We start from the raw sequence: 18,688 nt of genomic DNA, 5'->3' as shown, positions 1-18,688 counted from the left end.
AGCGTGGGTGAACTGGAGCGGCGGCGGTTCGGGCGCTCAGCCCAGCTGATCGCCGATTTCCTTGGCCGCCTTGGTAAGTGCGGCGGCCACCGAGGCGTAGCGCGCGGTGCCGAGGCGATTCTGCGGGGCGGCGGCGTTGAGCGCGATGCGCAGCCCGGGCGCCCGCGTCGGTATGGGGACCGCCACCGAAGCGACGCCCTCCTCGCTCTCCTCGCGGTTGACCGCATATCCCCGTTCGCGGATGCGCGACAGCTCCGCCTCCAGCTCGGTGCGGCTGCCGATCGAGCGAGAGGTGATGCGCTGCAACCGCTCGTCGGGCAGCAGTTGACGCAATTCCGGCTCGGGCAGCTGGGCCAGCATCACCTTGCCCGTCGAGGTGCAGTGGGCCGGCAGGGTGCGGCCCAGCCGGGACGCCACCCGCACGGCGGCCGGGCCCTCGACCGCGGCGACGAAACGGACGCCCGCGCCGTCGAGCATGCCGACATGAATCGTTTCCCGCAGTTGCTCGCTGAGGGCGCGCATGATCGGCGTGGCGGATCGCTGAATGTCGATGCGGCCGAAGATCGCGAACGCCACCCCGGTCAGCGACGGGCCGGGCAGATACGCCTTGGACACCGGGTCCTGGCGGACGAACCCCCGATAGGCCAGCATCGCCAGCAGCCGGTGCGCGGTCGACGACGCCACACCCAGGTAGCGGGTGGCCTCGCTCAGCCGGATCTGCGGCTGCTCGCCCAGCAGCAGCAGCAGCTTCAGCGCGTTGTCGACGGATTCGATCGGATATTGCGGCGCAAGCGAATCGGCGCCCGATCCGGCGCCCGCGTCGGCGTCCGATCCGGCGTCCCCGGGGTCCGGCCGACCCTTCTTCTGCATGGATTCACGGTAGCCGGTGCCGCGTCGCACCACCCTGCGACACTTGGGCTTTGGCCCACCGGTGGTCGGCCTTGCCGGACGGCGAGCGCTGCACCCGGTCGCAGAACACGATCTCCTTCGGCAGCTTGTAGCGGGCGATGTGGCGGCCGGCCTCGGCGAGGATGCCGTCGGCGTCGGGCGGCGACCCGTCGGCCAGCTGCACGATCGCGACCACCTCGCTTCCCCACCGCGCGCTGGGGCGGCCCGTCACCACGACGTCGTAGACGTCGGGGTGCTCCGCGATCGCGGCCTCGACCTCCTCGGCGAAGATCTTCTCGCCACCGGAGTTGATGGTCACCGAATCCCGGCCCAGCAGCTCGATCTGGCCGTCGGCGTGCCAGCGCGCCCGATCGCCCGGCACCGAGTGCCGAATGCCTTCGATGACCGGGAAGGTGCGCGCCGTCTTGTCCGGATCACCCAGGTAGCCCAGCGGTATCAGGCCCTGCTGGGCCAGCCAACCGATTTCGTCGTCGCCCGGCGACAGGATCCGGGTGAGATCCTCGCTGACCACCACGGCGCCCGGGTTCGGCGCGAACCGCCCGGTCACGCCCTGCGCGCGGCTGGAGACCTGCCCCATCTGGGAGCCGGACTCCGACGACCCGCCCGCGTCCAGGATGGTCAGGTTCGGCAGCAGCTCGACGAATCGCTGCTTGAGCGGCGCGCTCAGCGCCGCGCCGCCGGTGACCAGCACCAGCAGCCCGGACAGGTCGTAGTCGCCGGACTCGAGTTCGTCGACCAGCGGCCGCCCGAACGCGTCGCCGACGATCGACAACGACACGACGCGTTCCCGGCTGGCCAGCGCCCACACCTCGGCCGGGTCGAAGTGGGTGGTCGTCGGCGCCATCACGAACGGCCGTCCGGCGCACAGGTTGATGAACGCCGCCCACTGCGCCGCGCCGTGCATGAGCGGTGCGGCCGTCATCGATCCCGGCCCGTCGGGACGAGACCGCTCGACGATCTCGTCCAGGCTGGTCACCATTTCGCCGGTGCCGTAGGTCCGGCCGCCCATGGCGTTCATGTAGATGTCGTGCTGGCGCCACAGCACCGCCTTGGGCATCCCGGTGGTGCCGCCGGTGTAGAGCACGTACAGGTCGTCGGGCGACACCGCGATGTCGAGCGGCTCGTCGGGCGTCGACGCCAGCAGCTCCTCGTAGCGCACCGCCCCGGGGAGTGGGGCGTTTCCGGACCCGTCGTCGACGTGGATCAGCCGCATCGGCGCCAGCCGGCCCGTGCCCAGCACCGCGGCCAGCGTCGGGGCGAACCGCGCGTGGTACATGACGGCGTCGGCGGAGGCGTTGTCGAGCAGGTACACCAGCTCGTCGGCGACGTAGCGGTAGTTGACGTTGAACGGCGCGACCCGCGCCAGGTAGGCGCCGAGCATGGCCTCGAGGAACTCGTTGCAGTTGGCCATGTACAGGCCCAGGTGGCTCTGGCCGGATTCGTGGGCCGCCAGCTCGGCGCGTTCCCGGCGCACGCCCAGCCCCCACGAATGCAGCGCGCGGGCGAACCGGCGGGCACGCTCGTGGGTCTGGGCGAAGGTGAAGCGCCGGTCCCCGAACACGATGCAGTCCCGGTCGGGGTTGGCCTCGGCCACCGCCGAGAACACCTGGGCGAGATTGAATTCCACGGGGTCTCCTGCCGCCGGCCGGTCGGTGCGGCGCGTGCCAGGGCCACGCTACAGCGCATTACTGCGCGCATCGGCCTGTCGTCGGGCATCCTTGACCAATGGACGTTCAGGCCTTGCTGCACGCGGTCCCGCCGCTCGCGGTCTACCTCGTCGTCGGCGGCGTGGTCGGGATCGAGAGCCTGGGCGTTCCCCTGCCCGGCGAGATCGTCCTGGTCAGCGCGGCCCTGATGTCCTCGCAGCACGACCTGGCCGTCAACCCGGTCGGCGTCGGCGCCGCCGCCGTCATCGGCGCCGTCGTCGGCGACTCGATCGGCTACAGCATCGGGCGCCGGTTCGGCCTGCCGCTGTTCGACAAGCTCGGCCGGCGTTTCCCGAAACACTTCGGCCCCGGGCACGTCGCGCTCGCCGAAAAGCTGTTCAACCGCTGGGGCGTTCGGGCGGTGTTCTTCGGTCGTTTCATCGCGCTGCTGCGGATATTCGCCGGGCCGCTGGCCGGCGCGCTGAAGATGCACTATCAGCGCTTCCTGGCGGCCAACGTGTCCGGCGCCATCTGCTGGGCCGGCGGCACCACCGCGCTGGTCTACTTCGCCGGGATGGCCGCCGAACGATGGCTGGAGCGGTTCTCCTGGATCGCGCTCGTCGTCGCCGTCGTCGTCGGCCTCGCCGCGGCAATCCTGTTGCGCGAGCGCACATCCCGCGCGATCGCCGAACTCGAGGCCGAGCACGAGCGCAAGGCACGGGAGACCGCCGCCGACGCCGCGTGAACCCTCCGCGGACTAGCCGACCGCCTCGCCGGTGTCCAGCACCGGCCGATGCTCCTCGATGAGGGTGCGCGCCATCTTCTGGGCACGCCGGGCGGCCTCGGGATCGCCCACGGCGGCGAGGATGATGGCGCCCTTCATCAAGATGTGCCAGGACCACGCGAAGTCCTCGATGTCGGACAGGCCCGCCGCGATGGCGCGCTGGCGGACGATGTCGCGGACGTTGTCGATGTGGGCGACGCTGGCCCGGCCGGCCGGGTGATCCGCCCCCAGCTCGAGCAGCACGTTGATGAACGAGCAGCCCTCGTAGCCGTCGCGCAGCTGAAACCAGTCGTGCATGACGTCGAAGATCGCCAGCAGCTGTTCCTCGGGCGTGGTGCCCCGCTCGCGTGACTGCGCCTCGATCAGGCCGTGGGTCCAGATCTCTTCGCGGCGCTGCAGCACGGCCAGCACGAGGTCGTTCTTGGTCGGGAAATGGCGGTAGAGCGTCGCCCTGGCGACGCCGGCCCGCTCGATCACCTCTTCGGTGCCGACCGCGCGGATCCCACGCCTGCTGAACAGCTCGTATGCAGCACTCAAGATGCGTTCACGGGCCGGCGCGGCGGGTGTCCCGACATCGGGTGTTGTCATGACCCGACTTACGATACTCATAGGCCGCAACCAGTAGACAGACAGCTCTGTCTCGTTATACAAATGAGATTCGCACCTCGCGAAAGTCTGTCTTCAGACTGCAGGACGGGCATCCATCCCAGCGCCCCGGCGCCGGTCGATTAGGAGTCCACCATGAGTCCGGTCATCGCAGAACCCCTGTCCCCCCACCTGATGCTCAGCGCGCGGCTCGTCTACGAGCTGGGCGACCCGCATAGCACGCTGCGGGCCACCACCGATCGGTGCGGCGCCGCGGTGCTCATCAACGCGGGCGGCGAGATCGACGCCTGCAACGAGCGCACCTGGCGCCGCCTGGTCACCGAGGCCGGCGCCGTGGTGACCCCGCCCGGGCACCTCGTCGTCGACGTCACCGGCCTGGACTTCATGGGCTGCTGCGCGTTCGCGGTGCTGGCCGAGCAGGCGCAGCAGTGCCATCGCCGCGGCTTCGAACTGCGGCTGGTCAGCCGCCAGCCCGTCGTCGCCCGGATCGTGGACGCGTGCGGGCTCGGCGCCCTGCTGCCCATCTACCCGACCGCGGACTCCGCGCTCGCGGACGGGCAGCCGCTGGTGAGCTGACGCCGCGGGTCACACGGTGAGCAGGCGGTACAGCCCGACGAGGCCCACCACGACGATGGTGGAGCGCAACGCATTTGGTGACAGGCGGCGACCGTAGCGCGCGCCCAGCCACCCGCCCGCCAGCGAGCCCGCCGCGATGATCCCGGCCACCGTCCAGCTGATCCGGTCGAAGGCCACCAGCGTATAGCTCAGCGCCGCAACGACATTCACCACCAGCGTCAGCAGGTTCTTGGCCGCGTTCATGCGCTGCACCGATTCCGGCAGCAGCGCGCCCATCACGCCGACCAGCAGGATGCCCTGCGCCGCGGTGAAATAGCCGCCGTAGACACCGATGCCGAACGTGGCGAGCACCAGCACGGCCTTGCGCGCCGGCGTGATGTGCTCGGGCGGGCGGCCCGCCTCCTCGGCGCGCCGGCGCGCCCACGACTGGATCCGCGGCCCGAGCACCACCATCACCAGGGCCAGCACCAGCAGCGCCGGCACCACCCGGGCGAACACCCTGGGGGGCAGATGCAGCAGCAGGAAGGCCCCCAGCCCCGCGCCGGCCAGCGACGCCGGGATCTGCCAGCGCAACCGATCCCACTGGCCGCGCAGCTCGGCGCGATAGCCCCAGGTGCCCGACACGCTTCCCGCCACCAGGCCGACCGCGTTCGACATGGTCGACGTCACCGGGGGATAGCCGAGGGCCACCAGCGTCGGGAAGGTGATCAGCGTGCCCGACCCGACGAGCGCGTTGATCGCGCCGGCGGCAAACCCGGCCAGGCCGATCAACAGCAGGTGGGAGAGCAGCACTCCCGGGGAGCCTAGTCGGCGTCAGCTGCGCGGCGCCCCGGGTCCGCGATCCACGCCGCTGCGCAGCTTGACCGACGCCGAGTACGCGCGAGTGCGGAACCGCAGCACCGGGTCCTCGGAGGGCTCGATGCCGTCGGTGACGCGCATCGGGTCGAACACGACGATGTCGTCGCCGCGCTCGCGCTCGGTGTCCGGGCCGGTGATGTCGAGGGTGCCGACGGTGACGGTCTCGGTGCTCTGCCAGCGCGCCGAGGGGTCCACCGTCGAGTCCCTGGGCCCGGCGACCTGGACGCGGAAGTCGAACCGCACCGGCCCGCCCGCGAGGCGGGCGTTCAGCTCGTCCGCGAGAAAGTCGGGGCCCTTGCGGCGGGCGGCCGATGCCGCCAGGTATTCCTCCCCGGCGGCCGGGACCAGGTGGTAGCGAACGAATCTGGTGCTGCCGTCGGCGGCCGTCCAGCGGAAGGCGTGCAGCCCGTGGTATTCGACGGTGCCGTAGCTCGCCGGGATCCGGCCGGCGTCGCGCAGCAGCGGCAGCGCGCCGAGCAGCCGCGGGTGGGTGAGGACGTGGCGTGCCATGCGCAGCGGCGCGGCCGGGCCCGGCCGCATCGCCTTGAGCAGGTCGACGAAGCCGTCCGGCGTGGCCGACAGGAACAGCCGGGCGGTCTGGGCCGAGACGTCGGTGCTGGAGCCGTCGGGCAGGGTGAACTTCACCGCCATCCCGCGCACGCCGGGCGAGTTGTCCGGCTGCGCCGGGTTTCCCGATCCGTTGGAGAAGCGGATCAGGGCCGGGACCGTCGAGCCGTCCAGATGCTTTGCGCGGGAAAGCAACGCCGCCTCGGGGGTCGCGGTGAAGGTGCCGCGGTACAGCGTGCCCTTCGCGTGCAACGCCCGACAGCCCGGCTGCGCTCCCCCGGCGCCCCGGATCGCCTCGATCGCGTCGTCGGGAGAGACCGGATCGCCCATTGCCGAATCCTAAAGGCTCACTGGGGCAAACCGAAGAGTTTGACGACCCCGTGATCGCGGCCCGCGGTGTAGCCGCCGTCGACGGCGATCGCCTGGCCGGTCACGAAGGAGGCGTCGGGCGACAGCAGGAAGGCCGCCATGGCCGCGACCTCCTCCGGCCGGCCGAGGCGTTGCAGGGCATGCTCCGCGGTGATCGAGGCCAGCGGGCCCCCCATCCCCGGCAGGCCGAAAACGCTTTGGGCCATTGGTGTTTCGATGAAGCCGGGACAGATCGCGTTGGCCCGGATGCCGCTGGGCCCGTAGTCGAGCGCGATGTTCTTGGTGAGCAACACGACGCCGCCCTTGGCCGCGTTGTACGAGCTGCCGCCCGCCGTGCCCTCCAAACCCTCGATGCTGGCGACGGTCACGATCGACCCCCGCTCGCCGTCGACGCGTTCCTGCCCGATCATCCGGGCCAGCGCGGCCTTGGCCACCAGGAACGTGCCGGTCAGGTTGATTCCGATCACCCGGTCCCACTCGGCGCGGTCGAGCAGGTGAACGGGGCCGCCCCCGGCGACGCCGGCGGCGTGGAAGACCCCGTCCAGGCGGTCGGGCACCGCGTCGAACACGGCGGCGATCGCGGCCTCGTCGGTCACGTCGGCCGTCACGAACCTGAACCCGGGACGGTTGAGCTCGGGTAGGTCCGGCGGGGGCGCCAGGTCGGCGCCGACGACGGTGCCGCCCTCGGCGAGCAGGCGCCTCGCGCTGGCCAGGCCGATGCCCGACGCCGCGCCGGTCACCACGAACGTGCGGTCACTACTCGCCATGTCGGATCCTTCGTCGTAGGTTGTGCCGCAGCAATGTTGACACACCGCATAGGCTCGAGTCAGCGAACGCCCACCACCAAGGGCGCCGACCACGCATGCGGAGAACCAATCACTGTGGTGCACAACGGGTTACGAGAGCGTGGCGAGCGGCGGCGGCCAATCCCCGTCGCCGCCGTCGTCGCGGCGGCCATCCTCGTCGCCGCCACACCCGCAACGGCGCGGATCGTGCCCACCTCGGCCGACGCGATCGCTATCGCCCAGGGCGTCTGGATCACCCCCGCGCCCGGCTGGACGCTCGGAAACCGGGGCCCGAATTGGGTGGCGCTCAACAACGCCGACACCAGCGCGCAGCTGCGGGTCACGGTCAAACCGGCCCCGGGAACGGACGCCGCCGCGGTGCTGCAGTCCGACATCGATCAGTTCACCAACTCGGCATCGGCCATCCTGGGCAACGTGCAGACCCTGGGCGCGCCCGGCACCAAGGCGCTGCAGGGCGGGAAGTTCCAGCAGGAGGCCTTCACCGATTACACCGCCGACGTGTTGACGCAGCAGGGCGCCATCCCCGTCATCGGCACGTTCAGCGAGCTGCTCAACACCTCGAACGGGCAGTCGGCCTTCGTCGACTTCAGGCAGGGCGGCAACGCGACGGCCCAGGCCGCCGGCGACGGCGCGGCGATGATCGATTCCATGCTCTGATCGCGCTCTGATTGCCGGGCGCCCTCGGGCGCGCCGTAGCGTGGGGGCTATGGAGACCGCCACCGACACCGCGGAGACGCTCGCCGGATTCGTCGAGCGACACGCGCAGCGCAGGCCCGACGGCATCGCGATTCGCTACGGGGACCAGAGGTGGTCGTGGGACGACTGGGCGTCGCGGATTCGCCGCGCGGCCGGGGCGCTGCGCGACGCCGGCGTTCGGCGCGGAAAGGGCGTGGCGTTCCTGGACAAGAATCACCCGGCCTGCCTGGAGGTGCTCTTCGCCGCCGCGTCGATCGGCGCGGTGACCACGGTCGTCAACTGGCGCGTGATCGGGGACGAGCTGGTCCACGTCCTCGACGACTGCGGCGCCCGGTTGCTGTTCGTCGGGGCCGAACTGTGGCCCGCCGTCGAGCCCGTCGCCGCCCGGGTCGCGGGCCTGGAGCGCGTCGTGGTGGTGGGCGGCGACGGCGACGAGTACGAATCCCTGCTCGCCGCAGCGTCACCCGCGCCGACCGCCGCCGACGTCGCCGGGGACGAGACCGCGTTGGTGATCTACAGCTCGGGCACCACGGGACGGCCGAAGGGCGTCCTGCTGAGCCAGCGCGCGCTGGTCAACCACTCGGCGAACCTCGCCCCGGCGTTTCCGTTCGGCGACGGGGACGCAAACCTGGTGGCGATGCCGTTGTTCCACGTCGGCGGAATCGGATACGCGCTTTTCGGCATCCGGGCGGGGGTGCCGACCATCATGACGCGCGAGCCCGACGCCGCGGCCCTGATCGATGCGGTGCGCGCCGGCGCAACGCACGCGTTCCTGGTGCCCCCGGTGATCGCCCGGTTCCTGGACGCCGGTGAGGCCGCGAGCGCGGCGCTGTCGGGCCTGAGCCACCTGGTGTACGGGGCCGCGCCCATGCCGCTGCCGTTGCTGCATCGGGCGCTCGCGACGTGGCCGGACACGAATTTCGTGCAGGTGTACGGGCAGACCGAACTGTGCGGCGCGGTCACCGCCCTGACCGACGCCGACCACCGCGACGCGGCCCGGCCCGGCTTGCAGCTGTCGGCCGGAAAGGCGGTGCTGGGCACCGAGATTCGGGTCGTCGATCCCGACACGGGCGACACGCTGCCCGCCGGGGAGCCGGGCGAGATCTGGGTGCGAAGCAACCAGAACATGACCGGCTACCTGAACCGCCCGGAGGCCACCGCCGACACGATCACCGCCGACGACTGGGTGCGCACCGGCGACATCGGCCGCCTCGACGCCGAGGGCTACGTCTACATCGAGGACCGGCTGAAGGACATGATCATCACCGGCGGGGAGAACGTGTACGGCCCCGAGGTGGAAAGCGTGCTCGTCACGCATCCCGCCGTCGCCGACGCCGCGATCATCGGTGTGCCCGACGACTTCTGGGGCGAATCCGTGAAGGCGATCGTGGTGGCCGCGAACGAGGTCGACGCCGGCGAGATCATCGAGTTCTGCCGTCGGCGCCTGGCCGCCTACAAGTGCCCGCGGACCGTCGATTTCGTCCCGGAGCTGCCCCGCAACCCGAGCGGAAAGATCCTCAAAACCCAGCTGCGCGAACCGTATTGGGAAGGTCGCGCGCGGAAGGTGTGAGTGCCTTCATAGCCGTCCCTCGACCCGCAGTTCCGGATGCACCCAGTCGGGCGAGCGGCGCTCCTTGAACGCGCGGAAGCCCTCCCTCGCCTCGGCGTCGGACAGGCTGGCGGTCATGCCGATGCGGTCGTAGAGGCCGAGGTAGTTATCGATGCTGGACTTGATGACGCCGCGGGCGCGCGGCGCGGTCCGGCAGGCCTGCGCCAGCAGATCCTTCGCCGCGGCGAGCAGGTCGTCGTGGGGCACGACCCTGGTCACCAGACCCCAGTCGAGGGCCTCGGCGGCGGTGAGGACCCGCCCGGTGAACATGAGGTCGCGGGTGCGCACCGGCCCGATGAGTCGCGCGAGCATCTGGCTGTAGTAGGTGTCGGCGTAGCCGCGGAACAGCTCGGGCACCCGGAAGGTGGCCCGCTCGCTGACCACCGACAGGTCGCTGCACAACGCGATCTGCATGCCGCCGCCCTGGCACAGCCCGTTGACCGCGGACACGATGGGCTTGGCCGAGGTGCGGACCGCGTCGAACGGCGTGACGTCCATGCCCAGCGCCGACCCGAAGGTGATCCAGTCGTCGGCGCCTCCCCCGCCGCCCATGTCGCCGCCCGGGGCGAAGACGTCCCCGGTTCCGGTGATCAGCAGGCCGGCCAGATCCGGGTCCTCGTTGAGACGTCCTACGGCATAACGGATTCCGAAGTACATCGCCGGCGTCATGGCGTTACGGGCGTCCGGGCGGTCGATCGTGCACAGCGCGATCGGCCCCTGGCGATCGAACGAAAGATACGGGGTGCCCAGCCAATCGCCTTCCGGCGGGCGCGGGCTGGTCTGCGGGTTCTGCGTCACGGGACTCCTCTCGCGGCGGCGCCGTTGGCCGCGCCCGCCGTCGGCTCGCTACTGTAGCGCTTACAGTATGCGGTGGGCTCGCCCGGCTACAGGTACGGCAGCGTGGCCGCCTCGGTGGTCTCGGAAGCGTTGTCGATCAGGTTGCGAAGTTTGTCCTGAAGTGTCGTCGTCGCCTCGCCCACGGGTTTGTCGCAAAACCGGCAGTGCACTTTGAACTGAGGCTGGTCGCCTTCGTCCGGCCAGAACCGCCGCGGCCCAACCTGGGCTCCCGGGTCGTAGACGATCTGCTGATGCGGGGCCTCCTTGAGAATCCTGCCCACGGCGTGCATTTGCGGGCATTCGAGTTTCAGGATGCCGATGCCCTCTTGGTTGCCTGCCATCGTCCACCGTCCTTGGGTCTGGTGCGTCGCGCCCGCCCATTGTCGCCCGAGAGCAGCGGCGGCAAGCCCGCGGTATCTCTATAACAGTTCTGTTATACTTTTGCCATGGCGGGCTATGGGGCGGATCTCATCCACGAAGCCCGCCGGCGCGCGGGACTCTCGCAGGCAGAACTTGCCGCCCGCGCCGGCACCGCCCAACCGGCCATTGCCCGATGGGAATCAGGGGGCACCGCGGTGAGCCTCGATGACGTGATGCGTCTGGTGCGGCTCTGCGGATTCGACTTGGAACTGCACCTGGTGCCGCGCGATGACAGCGATCTCGCTCAGGCCGCCCGTCTTGCGTCGTTGTCGGGCCAGCAGCGCCTGGCGCGCCATGATCGCCTGACACGCCAGCTCAGCGAATTGCGCCAACACAGTCAGGGCTGATGTGGAACTCGACCTGCCCACCCTGTTCGAGGTGTTGCACCGTCACCGCGTGACCTATGTTCTGATCGGCGGGCTTGCCGCGGTCTACCACGGCTCACCATTTCCCACCGAAGATGCCGACATCACCCCGGAGCCCAGCCGCCGCAACCTCGTCCGCCTGGGCGCCGCACTCACGGAGCTCAATGCCCGGGTGAGGACTGAATCCGCCCCCGAGGGCCTGCCATTCGCTTGCGATGAGCAGGGACTGGCGGCGGCGGAAACGTGGAACCTGGTCACCGACGCCGGCGACCTCGACATCACGTTTCAGCCGGCGGGAACGCATGGCTACCGGGATCTGCACCGCGACGCCACCTCAGCCGAAATCTACGATGTCACAGTCGAGATCGCGTCACTTCGTGATGTGATCCGGTCCAAGCAGGCAGCGAACCGTCCCAAGGATCAACGAGTGCTGCCAACGCTGCGAGAGGTTTTGGCTCACCGAAAAACTGATGAAACTCCTGTATGAACGTGAGTGGCCCCGGCTGGGAACCCTCAGAGCGTCAGTACCCGTCATACAGTCTAGAATTATTGTATGACGATGTTGAGCTTTCGCGTCGATGACGAGGACGCGGCCGCGGTCGAGCAGTGGGCCCATCGATTGCATGTCCACCGATCGGAGCTTCTTCGCGAGGCACTACGACGCCACCTGGCCGAGCTCACGGCAGACCACGAAGTGCACGCGTACGTCGAGCAGCCCGTGACTGATGATGAGAAGGCGCTCGCCGAGATCGCCGATTGGGGGCCGGCCGAGGACTGGGCTGACTGGGCCGATGCGGCGCGGTGAATTGTGGTTCGCCGCGACGCCCGGCGGCGATCGGCCCGTGCTCATTCTCACCAGAGATCCGGTTGCCGATCGGATCGGCGCGGTAGTCGTAGCCGCGTTGACCCGCACCCGCAGGGGGCTAGTGTCCGAGTTGGCACTGACCGCCGCCGACGACGGCGTGCCAAGCGATTGCGTCGTCAATTTCGACAACATTCATACGTTGCCGCGCACGGCGTTTCGACGCCGGATCGTTCGTTTGCCTGCGGCGCGGGTGCACCAGGTGTGTCGGACACTTCGAGCAGCCACCGGCTGCTGAAACGTCACTGCCTGCAGTGATAGTGGTGGTCCCGGCTGGGATCGAACCAGCGACCTTCCGCGTGTGAAGCGGACGCTCTCCCACTGAGCCACGGGACCGGCGCCGAGAGGCGAACGACGTCGAAGGGTAGCACGCGTGGGGCGTCGCCAACCGCTAGATGCCGGTGCCGGGGCCGGGCGATAGCCTGGACACGGCGCGCGCCGAGAGATTTGTGTGGGCCCGCTTACGTGGACTATCGTCGTGCTTCGCACCGGGCGACGATCTCGTCCGTTGCGCGCGGATGTAGCGCAGTTGGTAGCGCATCACCTTGCCAAGGTGAGGGTCGCGGGTTCGAATCCCGTCATCCGCTCGAAGGTGCAAGTGGCATCAACCCCAGCGGTGGAGTGGCCGAGTGGTGAGGCAACGGCCTGCAAAGCCGTGCACACGGGTTCGATTCCCGTCTCCACCTCCAATTCTTTTGACCGGGCGCGGTTAGCTCAGCGGGAGAGCGCTTCCCTGACACGGAAGAGGTCGCTGGTTCAATCCCAGTACCGCGCACCAGGATTGGTTTATTCGCCCAGGACGGCAAATTTCAGCCACAGGTGCTTCTTGATCGCGTGCATGTGAGCTAACCCCACGACTATCGAAGCGCTGAGTGCGCCACCGGAAAGCCCCACCAGCAATGCGATCAACACCTTATGTTGAGGCGCAAAGTCCCATCGTTGGAAAATCGGCGCGGCCAATCCCTCGTAGAGTCCTACCAGAACAGCAAAAGACACAATTGGAAACTTGGCCAACAACAATCGTTGTTCTGTGGTGGTTAGTTGGATTCCCAGGAACGGCACCATGCTTGCAGTTAGCAGGTAAACGAAGCCGATGACCACGATGCTCCCCGCGGCAGAGACAAATCCAAACAGCACCAAATTCACCGTCATGGAAAATACCAACAGGCGGCCGATGCATTGCTGTATCCAGAAGATAACCGCCAACAGCAGGCCGCCCCACAGCGCGGCAACCAATGGGCGGGACACCCGCAGAACCGCCGCATTATTGAGCCGAACTTGCAGCCTGCGAAAGACGATATGGTTGAGCAGTAGACAAACAATCGATGCCCCGATAAACCCTATGGCTAACCCAAATACACCATTGATCATCAATCTATGCCCAAACGAGACGACCTTCGCGGTGGCCGTCGCAGCGTGAGCGGTTGGTTTTGCGTGGGGTCCGCTTTGCAGAAACAAAGGCACCAGCGGAACTGTGATCCCTTCCAAGAGGGCGAGTAGCCAGACCAAATGCCAGGAGACGTTGACGTCGACTTTTAAACACCGCTCCTGCATAGGTCTCCTGTCGCCCGTGTTGGGCGTCGCGTGGTCGCCGGCATCGCGTAGTCGCTGACGACGCAGCCTACCGACGGCTTGTCCCAACCGGCGTGCGAACAGCAAATCGACGGCGCACGTGTCGGCGGTTTTGGGTTGCCTGCCCCGACCCCGAAATTGCACGAGGTGAAGGAGTCCGACTGCGCGACCCACCCCAATTAGGCCGCCACACCGTGTCGACGAAAACGGTTACCCGGTTCCGCGCTACGTATTGATTTACGACGCCATGCAGTCAGCGTCGTTGTGGATTGTCAGTGACCGATTTACGCGCAGGTCACCGTCCCGGGTATCGCACCGCTGCAACCACTTAGGGTGCATCCCGTCGATCCCAGCAAAACCGCGACAAGCGTCACCGCCGCCGCGCCAGCTTTGACCATCCGCCGCTTGCTGCCCTTAGCGTTCATCGCAAATGCCTTTCACGTTGTACACGAGTGCAACACCAACGATTGATGCTACCGCGATTGCCCGGTAAGCGGAATAACGTTGGAGCACTTTAGCGGCGGTACTCTGGGTGCGCCCAATATCGTGCGCGCACCGGCGGGAGGCGCCTGAGTAGAAGGTGACACGGCTGAGGATCGTTACGAAAGTCGCCGCCGTCGGGCTGGCCGCCTCGACCTTTCTCGTCGGCCCGGGCGTGGCCACGGCCGACAGCGACCAGGAGAAGGAGGCGTGCCAGCTGATGGACGACCCAACCGGCCCCCAATTGGGTTACGCGCCAGCCGAATACGCCTTCATGCTGCTGCGCGCCAAGATGTCCGCCGAGAAGGCGCGGGTTGTCATGTCCGAGGCCGCCCAGGACTTCTGCCCCAATCACATAACCGACCTGCCGGCCGGCTGGCGGTAAAACGCAAATCGCTATTTTCAGTCGGCGACCATGAGGGACGCAGCGAGCGCATAAGCACGGACGGCGGTCGCCAATCTCAGCCGCGACCCGTTGAATCGAGCCCAGCCAAACGAGGCATCGATCAATAGGTCGGCGAAACGGGCCAACTCCCGATCCTCCGGCGGGTTGTCGGCCGCCGCGATGGCGGCCCTGCACAATTGGCGGGGGTCGACGCTATCTCCCCTGACAACCGCGTCCGCGAGCGCGATCAATTCCGTAGTGCTATCCACTTTTCTCCCGTTTTATCCGGACGCAGTAAAGACCCTTTGCCCCCAATACTTGGGTCGCCGGCATGGCCTGAGCCGACGACGCCAGCCGTCCATGTTACCAACGATACAAATGTGACTTTTGAAACAATAGTCACTATTGGGGAACAAGTGACTCACGTCGCGAGCGCGATGCCGGGGCCGGCCAGGTGTGAGCTCAGGGTTTTCAGTGTGAGCCCAGGGCTTTCAAAGTGAGCCCAGGGCGCGATTTCTCCGCCGTGGATTCACAGGCAACGCCGTGGACTCACGGTCAAATCTGGGGACGGCGCCACAGGCCGTCAAGAATTTATTGAGAAACCATAAAGGTCCGGTGCCGATTCTGTGGCAGACGCAAACAGCGCCCAACACAACACATCAGCACAAGGAGTACCCCAATGTTCACTGGCCGCTTCGCAACCTCCGTGGCCTCGACCACCCTCACCGCCGCCGCCCTCGGCCTGGCCGCGCTCGGCTTCGCCGGCACCGCGGGCGCCAGCTCGCTCGACGACGCATTCCTTGCCCAGCTGCAGGCCGACGGAATCACGCCGCCCAGCGCGGCGCGCGCCATCAGCGATGGACACGCCGTCTGCAAGGCACTCGACAACGGCCACTCAAGCCAGGAGGTCATCAGCGCGGTGGCCCAGTCGACGGGCCTGAGCGGCAAGGGCGCCAAGACGTTCGCGATCGACGCCGCTGCCGCCTACTGCCCGCAGTACGTCACGTCCACCTGACACGCATTACCTTCCGCGAAATCGCTCCCAGACGGGCCGGCGCCGTCGCTCCCGGCGGCGCCAACGGCCCCGGATGGTCAGCGCCCCAGGGCGGTGTCTTGGCCGAAGCGGGCGAGCTCGTTGGGGCAGTACGCCTCCGCCGCGATCGCCGTGAACTTTGCCGCACCGTTGCCCGCGAATCCCGGGTTGGCCTGCTCCAGGTTCTTGACGACGTCCACGCCGGCCATTCCCCCGTTGACCAGATCGCACACCTTCTTGCCGGCCGCCACCGCGCGCTCGGGGTCCTGATAAGTCAGCCCGGCCTGTTGGAGCGCGACCAGAAAGGATTGGTCGTTGCCGGCGTCGGTGTCGTCGGCGCGCGCCGGCGCGGCCGTGGCGATCAGGGCGGCGACGCTCAACAGGGTCGGCAGACGTCTCATAGCTCCCCGATTCTCGCAGAGCCCGGGCGGGCGACGCGAGTCCGGATCGTGTTATCTAGAGCGACGTGGCTGCCATCATCGTCCTCGACGTCTTCGTCGGCATCATCGCCGTGCTCGGGTTGGTCGCGCTCGCGAATCGGCCACGGGCACAGCACAACAAACCGCACGCCGACGGCGTCGTGATGGTCATCGATCGGCTCGCGCCGCGCCGCAAGAACCTCGCCCGGCTCGAGGTGCGGCTGCGGATGGCGGGACCGGTCGTGCGCTACGAGGTGGGGCTGGACCTCGAGGCCGACGGCAACCGGTTCGACGTGTCGACGCCCAAACCCGCGATACGCCCGTCGATGGGCTGCGACGACGAGGAAATGTCGTGGGGTTTCGAGGTTGCCGAGGAGGACCTGGACCGAGTCTGGTTGATAGCCAGCTGGATGGAGGCCCGCGGCGCCATGCGAATGGCGGCGCTCGCGTGGAATTTGGGCACGCCGGACGTCTACGAGTGGAAGTGGGCCGCCGATCGGCGGCTCTCGCGGGCCGGCCACTGGCGCAAGCGGCGATCCGTCACGACGCCTCCGCGCACCGTTCCCGGCCTGGGGCCGCTGGAGCTGGGCCGGGCGCCCGGCCGTTAGGACGGGGTGTCGGGGCTGGCCGAGCTGGTGGCCGAGACCGCGTCCGGGCAGTACGCGTTGGCGGCGATCGCCGCGAACTTGCTGGCCTTGTCCGGGTTCAGTGATGCGTTCTTGGTCGTGAGCGTCTTGACGACGGTCGACATGTCCGTGCCGCCGTTTACCTTGTCGCACACCCATTTACCCGCGCCGACGGCCGCATCCGGGTCGGAATAGCTGATGCCCGCCGCCTTGAGCGAGGCGATGAACGAGTCGTCGGTGCTGTCGGCGTACGCGGGCGCGGCCATGCCGATCATCGCGGCACAGCTGGCCAGGGTCAGGAGTAGCTTCATGGCTCACAGATTCTCCCAGAGCGGGTTCCGGCCCGCATCTCGTGCGGCAAAGTGCGGCAAACCGGCAACGTCAACCCCCGGTTGACAACCCCGGCGTCGTCAACCTACCGTTGACGGCATGCCCGATCCCACGCCCATCTCCTATCCGGTCCGCCTCGACGAGATGATCGACGCCATCAAGCGGGTGCACACCGACGCGCTGGACCAACTGGCCGACGCGGTGCTTGCGGCCGAGCATCTGGGTGAGATCGCCGACCATCTGATCGGGCACTTCGTCGACCAGGCGCGCCGCTCGGGGGCCTCCTGGACCGACATCGGCAAGAGCATGGGCGTCACCAAGCAGGCCGCGCAGAAGCGGTTCGTCCCGAAGGCCGAGGCCACCACCCTCGACTTCGAGCAGGGCTTCGGGCGCTTCACCCCCCGGGCCCGCAGCGCCGTCGTCGCGGCCCAAAACGCCGCGCACGAGGCGGCCAACGACGAGATCACCCCGGACCACCTGCTGCTCGGCGTGCTCGGCGATCCGGGCGCGCTGGCCACGCTGCTGCTGCAAAGGCAGCAGGTTGACGTCGACGCGGTTCGTGCCTCCATAACGCTGCCCCCGGCCACCGCCGAGCCGCCCGGGCTCGTCCCGTTCAGCGGCCCGGCGCGCAAGGTCCTCGAACTGACTTTCCGCGAGGCGCTTCGGCTCGGCCACAACTACATCGGCACCGAGCATCTGCTGCTGGCCCTGCTCGAACTCGAGGGCGGCTCTTCCGTTGAAGGGCCGCTGCACCGAGCCGGCGTCGACAAGGAACGCGTCCACGTCGACCTGGTCGCCGCGCTCGAATCGCTGAGCAGCGGCAAGAAGGCCTCCCCTTCGCCATAGCGCGTGTGCAATCATGCGAAGATGCACCGCTGGCTGGTCGCCCTGTCCACCCTCCTCGTCGCCGCCGCGAGCCTGTCCGCACCGCGCGCGTGGGCCGGCGACGCACCGATCGGCCACGTCGGCGACACCCTGCGGGTGAGCACCGACACCTATGTCGCCGACGTCACCGTCAGCAGCGTGACCCCCTGCGACCCGCCGCCCGGATTCGGCTACACCCGCAGCGGCGTTCCGATCAAGAGCTTCCCCGGCAGCACCCCCAACCGCGCCGACGTGACGGTCCGCGCCATCCGGGTGCCCAACCCGTACATCATGGCCACCACCTTCAGCTTCGACGGGGTGACGCCGTTCGCCGACGCGTACAAGCCGCGGGCAACGGATGCGCCCGATGCGCTGGACAACGTGCTCGTGAACGCGCCCAACGGCGCGATCGTCCGCGGCGGCGTGTACTGGGACGCCTACCGCGACCCGGTCTCCAATGTCGTGCTGCTGGACAAGAAGACGGGCCAGCATCTCGCGCAGTGGAACCTCTGACGCTGCAGATCGACTGCGCCACAACGGATTCCGTCGACGAGCTGGCCGCGGTGGCCGCGCGCACCTTCCCGTTGGCGTGTCCGCCCTCGATGGCGCCGGAGGACATCGCGTCGTTCATCGACGACCACCTGTCGGCGGGGCGCTTCGCGGAGTACCTGGCCGACCCGCGGCGTGCGGTGCTCACCGCGCACCGCGACGGCCGAATTATCGGTTACGCCATGCTGATTCGCGACGACGACGAGGGCGCCACCGCCGAGCTGTCGAAGATGTATGTGCTGCCCGACTTTCACGGCGCCGGGGTCGCGACGGCGTTGATGGAACGCGCGCTGGCCGTCGCCGCCGACTGGGGCGTGCGCCGCATCTGGCTGGGCGTCAACCAGAAAAATCAACGCGCACAACGCTTCTACGCCAAGAGTGGCTTCGAGATCAACGGCACCAGGGTGTTTCGGGTGGGCGCCGGCCGCGAAGACGACTTCGTCATGGCCCGCCGGGTGCGGTCCACGAGGCGGGCCATCCGGCCGGACGCGGACCCGTGCATGCGGGAACTGTAGCGGCG

General features: G+C 68.4%; 26 protein-coding genes and 4 tRNA genes. 17 read left to right on the top strand and 13 right to left on the bottom strand.

The features are described from left to right. Positions 1-36 precede the first annotated feature (36 nt). Together AC5Y6X_RS08135 and AC5Y6X_RS08130 are read right to left on the bottom strand one after the other, a co-directional pair. Complete coding sequence (locus AC5Y6X_RS08135; RefSeq protein WP_324680342.1) at positions 37-870, bottom strand: IclR family transcriptional regulator; 834 nt, start codon at positions 868-870, stop codon at positions 37-39. Positions 871-874: 4 nt separating this feature from the next. Then, entirely contained in the window at positions 875-2,536 is a 1,662-nt protein-coding gene (locus tag AC5Y6X_RS08130; RefSeq protein ID WP_324680344.1) for an acyl-CoA synthetase, read from the bottom strand. Positions 2,537-2,634: 98 nt separating this feature from the next. On the opposite strand from AC5Y6X_RS08130, the gene AC5Y6X_RS08125 reads away from it, so the two are divergent. Further along, a complete protein-coding gene (locus AC5Y6X_RS08125; RefSeq protein WP_324680346.1) occupies positions 2,635-3,300 on the top strand; it encodes a DedA family protein in 666 nt (221 codons plus the stop codon). 12 nt (positions 3,301-3,312) lie between these two features. On the opposite strand, the gene AC5Y6X_RS08120 is transcribed toward AC5Y6X_RS08125, so the two are convergent. Further along, positions 3,313-3,927, bottom strand: a complete 615-nt coding sequence (locus tag AC5Y6X_RS08120; protein ID WP_499985752.1) for a TetR/AcrR family transcriptional regulator — start codon at positions 3,925-3,927, stop codon at positions 3,313-3,315. A gap of 153 nt (positions 3,928-4,080) precedes the next feature. Between AC5Y6X_RS08120 and AC5Y6X_RS08115 the strand changes: the two genes are divergently transcribed. Next, on the top strand, positions 4,081-4,521 hold the full coding sequence (locus AC5Y6X_RS08115; protein WP_499985750.1) for an anti-sigma factor antagonist: 441 nt from the start codon (positions 4,081-4,083) through the stop codon (positions 4,519-4,521). A 9-nt stretch (positions 4,522-4,530) separates the two neighbouring features. Here AC5Y6X_RS08115 and AC5Y6X_RS08110 read toward each other — a convergent pair whose 3' ends face one another. The 3 genes from AC5Y6X_RS08110 to AC5Y6X_RS08100 are packed head-to-tail and all read right to left on the bottom strand — an operon-like array spanning position 4,531 to position 7,082. Continuing rightward, complete coding sequence (locus AC5Y6X_RS08110; protein WP_499986471.1) at positions 4,531-5,298, bottom strand: sulfite exporter TauE/SafE family protein; 768 nt, start codon at positions 5,296-5,298, stop codon at positions 4,531-4,533. A 36-nt stretch (positions 5,299-5,334) separates the two neighbouring features. Next, positions 5,335-6,276, bottom strand: a complete 942-nt coding sequence (locus tag AC5Y6X_RS08105) for a catalase family peroxidase (RefSeq protein ID WP_499985748.1) — start codon at positions 6,274-6,276, stop codon at positions 5,335-5,337. Between the two features lie 17 nt (positions 6,277-6,293). Next, positions 6,294-7,082, bottom strand: coding sequence for an SDR family NAD(P)-dependent oxidoreductase (locus AC5Y6X_RS08100; RefSeq protein ID WP_499985747.1), 789 nt, complete (start codon positions 7,080-7,082; stop codon positions 6,294-6,296). 189 nt (positions 7,083-7,271) lie between these two features. Between AC5Y6X_RS08100 and AC5Y6X_RS08095 the strand changes: the two genes are divergently transcribed. Together AC5Y6X_RS08095 and AC5Y6X_RS08090 are read left to right on the top strand one after the other, a co-directional pair. Next, a complete protein-coding gene (locus AC5Y6X_RS08095) occupies positions 7,272-7,778 on the top strand; it encodes a hypothetical protein (RefSeq protein ID WP_499986470.1) in 507 nt (168 codons plus the stop codon). 49 nt (positions 7,779-7,827) lie between these two features. Further along, the gene (locus AC5Y6X_RS08090) at positions 7,828-9,387 is read left to right on the top strand and encodes a long-chain-fatty-acid--CoA ligase (protein ID WP_499985745.1); all 1,560 of its coding nucleotides are present in this window, start codon (positions 7,828-7,830) and stop codon (positions 9,385-9,387) included. A 6-nt stretch (positions 9,388-9,393) separates the two neighbouring features. On the opposite strand, the gene AC5Y6X_RS08085 is transcribed toward AC5Y6X_RS08090, so the two are convergent. Next, positions 9,394-10,224, bottom strand: coding sequence for an enoyl-CoA hydratase/isomerase family protein (locus AC5Y6X_RS08085; protein ID WP_499985744.1), 831 nt, complete (start codon positions 10,222-10,224; stop codon positions 9,394-9,396). 86 nt (positions 10,225-10,310) lie between these two features. Beyond that, the gene (locus AC5Y6X_RS08080) at positions 10,311-10,604 is read right to left on the bottom strand and encodes a hypothetical protein (protein WP_499985742.1); all 294 of its coding nucleotides are present in this window, start codon (positions 10,602-10,604) and stop codon (positions 10,311-10,313) included. A gap of 105 nt (positions 10,605-10,709) precedes the next feature. Between AC5Y6X_RS08080 and AC5Y6X_RS08075 the strand changes: the two genes are divergently transcribed. The 4 genes from AC5Y6X_RS08075 to AC5Y6X_RS08060 all read left to right on the top strand — a co-directional run bounded on the left by AC5Y6X_RS08075 (position 10,710) and on the right by AC5Y6X_RS08060 (position 12,148). Next, complete coding sequence (locus AC5Y6X_RS08075) at positions 10,710-11,030, top strand: helix-turn-helix domain-containing protein (RefSeq protein ID WP_499985741.1); 321 nt, start codon at positions 10,710-10,712, stop codon at positions 11,028-11,030. A 1-nt stretch (position 11,031) separates the two neighbouring features. Further along, positions 11,032-11,535, top strand: a complete 504-nt coding sequence (locus AC5Y6X_RS08070; RefSeq protein ID WP_499985739.1) for a hypothetical protein — start codon at positions 11,032-11,034, stop codon at positions 11,533-11,535. A gap of 72 nt (positions 11,536-11,607) precedes the next feature. Further along, positions 11,608-11,853 carry a ribbon-helix-helix protein, CopG family gene (locus AC5Y6X_RS08065; protein ID WP_499986469.1) on the top strand — a complete coding sequence of 82 codons (246 nt, stop codon included), beginning with the start codon at positions 11,608-11,610 and terminating at the stop codon, positions 11,851-11,853. Beyond that, positions 11,840-12,148 (top strand): type II toxin-antitoxin system PemK/MazF family toxin, encoded by a 309-nt coding sequence (locus AC5Y6X_RS08060; RefSeq protein ID WP_499985737.1) that lies wholly within the window; start codon positions 11,840-11,842, stop codon positions 12,146-12,148. The genes AC5Y6X_RS08065 and AC5Y6X_RS08060 overlap by 14 nt, the downstream gene beginning before the upstream one ends. A 23-nt stretch (positions 12,149-12,171) precedes the next feature. On the opposite strand, the gene AC5Y6X_RS08055 is transcribed toward AC5Y6X_RS08060, so the two are convergent. Continuing rightward, positions 12,172-12,246: transfer RNA gene (locus tag AC5Y6X_RS08055), tRNA-Val, on the bottom strand. A 178-nt stretch (positions 12,247-12,424) separates the two neighbouring features. Here AC5Y6X_RS08055 and AC5Y6X_RS08050 point away from each other — a divergent pair. The 3 genes from AC5Y6X_RS08050 (at position 12,425) to AC5Y6X_RS08040 (ending at position 12,688) form a co-directional block, all read left to right on the top strand. Then, positions 12,425-12,497: transfer RNA gene (locus AC5Y6X_RS08050), tRNA-Gly, on the top strand. Between the two features lie 28 nt (positions 12,498-12,525). Next, positions 12,526-12,599, top strand: a tRNA-Cys gene (locus AC5Y6X_RS08045). 14 nt (positions 12,600-12,613) lie between these two features. Further along, positions 12,614-12,688, top strand: a tRNA-Val gene (locus AC5Y6X_RS08040). An 8-nt stretch (positions 12,689-12,696) separates the two neighbouring features. Here the strand turns inward: AC5Y6X_RS08040 and AC5Y6X_RS08035 are convergent. After that, positions 12,697-13,374, bottom strand: coding sequence for a hypothetical protein (locus tag AC5Y6X_RS08035; RefSeq protein ID WP_499985736.1), 678 nt, complete (start codon positions 13,372-13,374; stop codon positions 12,697-12,699). Between the two features lie 688 nt (positions 13,375-14,062). On the opposite strand from AC5Y6X_RS08035, the gene AC5Y6X_RS08030 reads away from it, so the two are divergent. Next, positions 14,063-14,347 carry a hypothetical protein gene (locus tag AC5Y6X_RS08030; protein ID WP_499985734.1) on the top strand — a complete coding sequence of 95 codons (285 nt, stop codon included), beginning with the start codon at positions 14,063-14,065 and terminating at the stop codon, positions 14,345-14,347. Positions 14,348-14,364: 17 nt separating this feature from the next. Here AC5Y6X_RS08030 and AC5Y6X_RS08025 read toward each other — a convergent pair whose 3' ends face one another. Further along, positions 14,365-14,598 (bottom strand): hypothetical protein, encoded by a 234-nt coding sequence (locus AC5Y6X_RS08025; protein WP_499985732.1) that lies wholly within the window; start codon positions 14,596-14,598, stop codon positions 14,365-14,367. Between the two features lie 428 nt (positions 14,599-15,026). Here AC5Y6X_RS08025 and AC5Y6X_RS08020 point away from each other — a divergent pair, with 428 nt between their 5' ends. Beyond that, positions 15,027-15,362, top strand: coding sequence for a DUF732 domain-containing protein (locus tag AC5Y6X_RS08020; RefSeq protein WP_324680375.1), 336 nt, complete (start codon positions 15,027-15,029; stop codon positions 15,360-15,362). A 77-nt stretch (positions 15,363-15,439) separates the two neighbouring features. Here the strand turns inward: AC5Y6X_RS08020 and AC5Y6X_RS08015 are convergent, their stop codons facing one another. Then, complete coding sequence (locus tag AC5Y6X_RS08015) at positions 15,440-15,781, bottom strand: DUF732 domain-containing protein (protein ID WP_499985730.1); 342 nt, start codon at positions 15,779-15,781, stop codon at positions 15,440-15,442. A gap of 65 nt (positions 15,782-15,846) precedes the next feature. Between AC5Y6X_RS08015 and AC5Y6X_RS08010 the strand changes: the two genes are divergently transcribed. Beyond that, entirely contained in the window at positions 15,847-16,407 is a 561-nt protein-coding gene (locus tag AC5Y6X_RS08010) for a hypothetical protein (protein ID WP_499985728.1), read from the top strand. Here the strand turns inward: AC5Y6X_RS08010 and AC5Y6X_RS08005 are convergent. Then, entirely contained in the window at positions 16,404-16,736 is a 333-nt protein-coding gene (locus tag AC5Y6X_RS08005) for a DUF732 domain-containing protein (RefSeq protein ID WP_324680381.1), read from the bottom strand. The genes AC5Y6X_RS08010 and AC5Y6X_RS08005 overlap by 4 nt on opposite strands. A 118-nt stretch (positions 16,737-16,854) precedes the next feature. Here AC5Y6X_RS08005 and AC5Y6X_RS08000 point away from each other — a divergent pair, with 118 nt between their 5' ends. From AC5Y6X_RS08000 to AC5Y6X_RS07990, 3 genes are read left to right on the top strand one after another with little or no spacing between them, the layout of a single operon-like run. After that, positions 16,855-17,601, top strand: coding sequence for a Clp protease N-terminal domain-containing protein (locus AC5Y6X_RS08000; RefSeq protein WP_499985726.1), 747 nt, complete (start codon positions 16,855-16,857; stop codon positions 17,599-17,601). Between the two features lie 21 nt (positions 17,602-17,622). Then, entirely contained in the window at positions 17,623-18,132 is a 510-nt protein-coding gene (locus AC5Y6X_RS07995; RefSeq protein WP_499985725.1) for a hypothetical protein, read from the top strand. After that, a complete protein-coding gene (locus tag AC5Y6X_RS07990) occupies positions 18,120-18,683 on the top strand; it encodes a GNAT family N-acetyltransferase (RefSeq protein ID WP_499985723.1) in 564 nt (187 codons plus the stop codon). The genes AC5Y6X_RS07995 and AC5Y6X_RS07990 overlap by 13 nt, the downstream gene beginning before the upstream one ends. The last annotated feature ends 5 nt before the right edge of the window (positions 18,684-18,688 follow it).

The sequence above is a fragment of the Mycobacterium sp. NGS26 genome (genome assembly GCF_059813025.1).
Note: the sequence above shows the minus strand (reverse complement) of the source record. Positions and strands in the feature narration are given on the sequence as shown.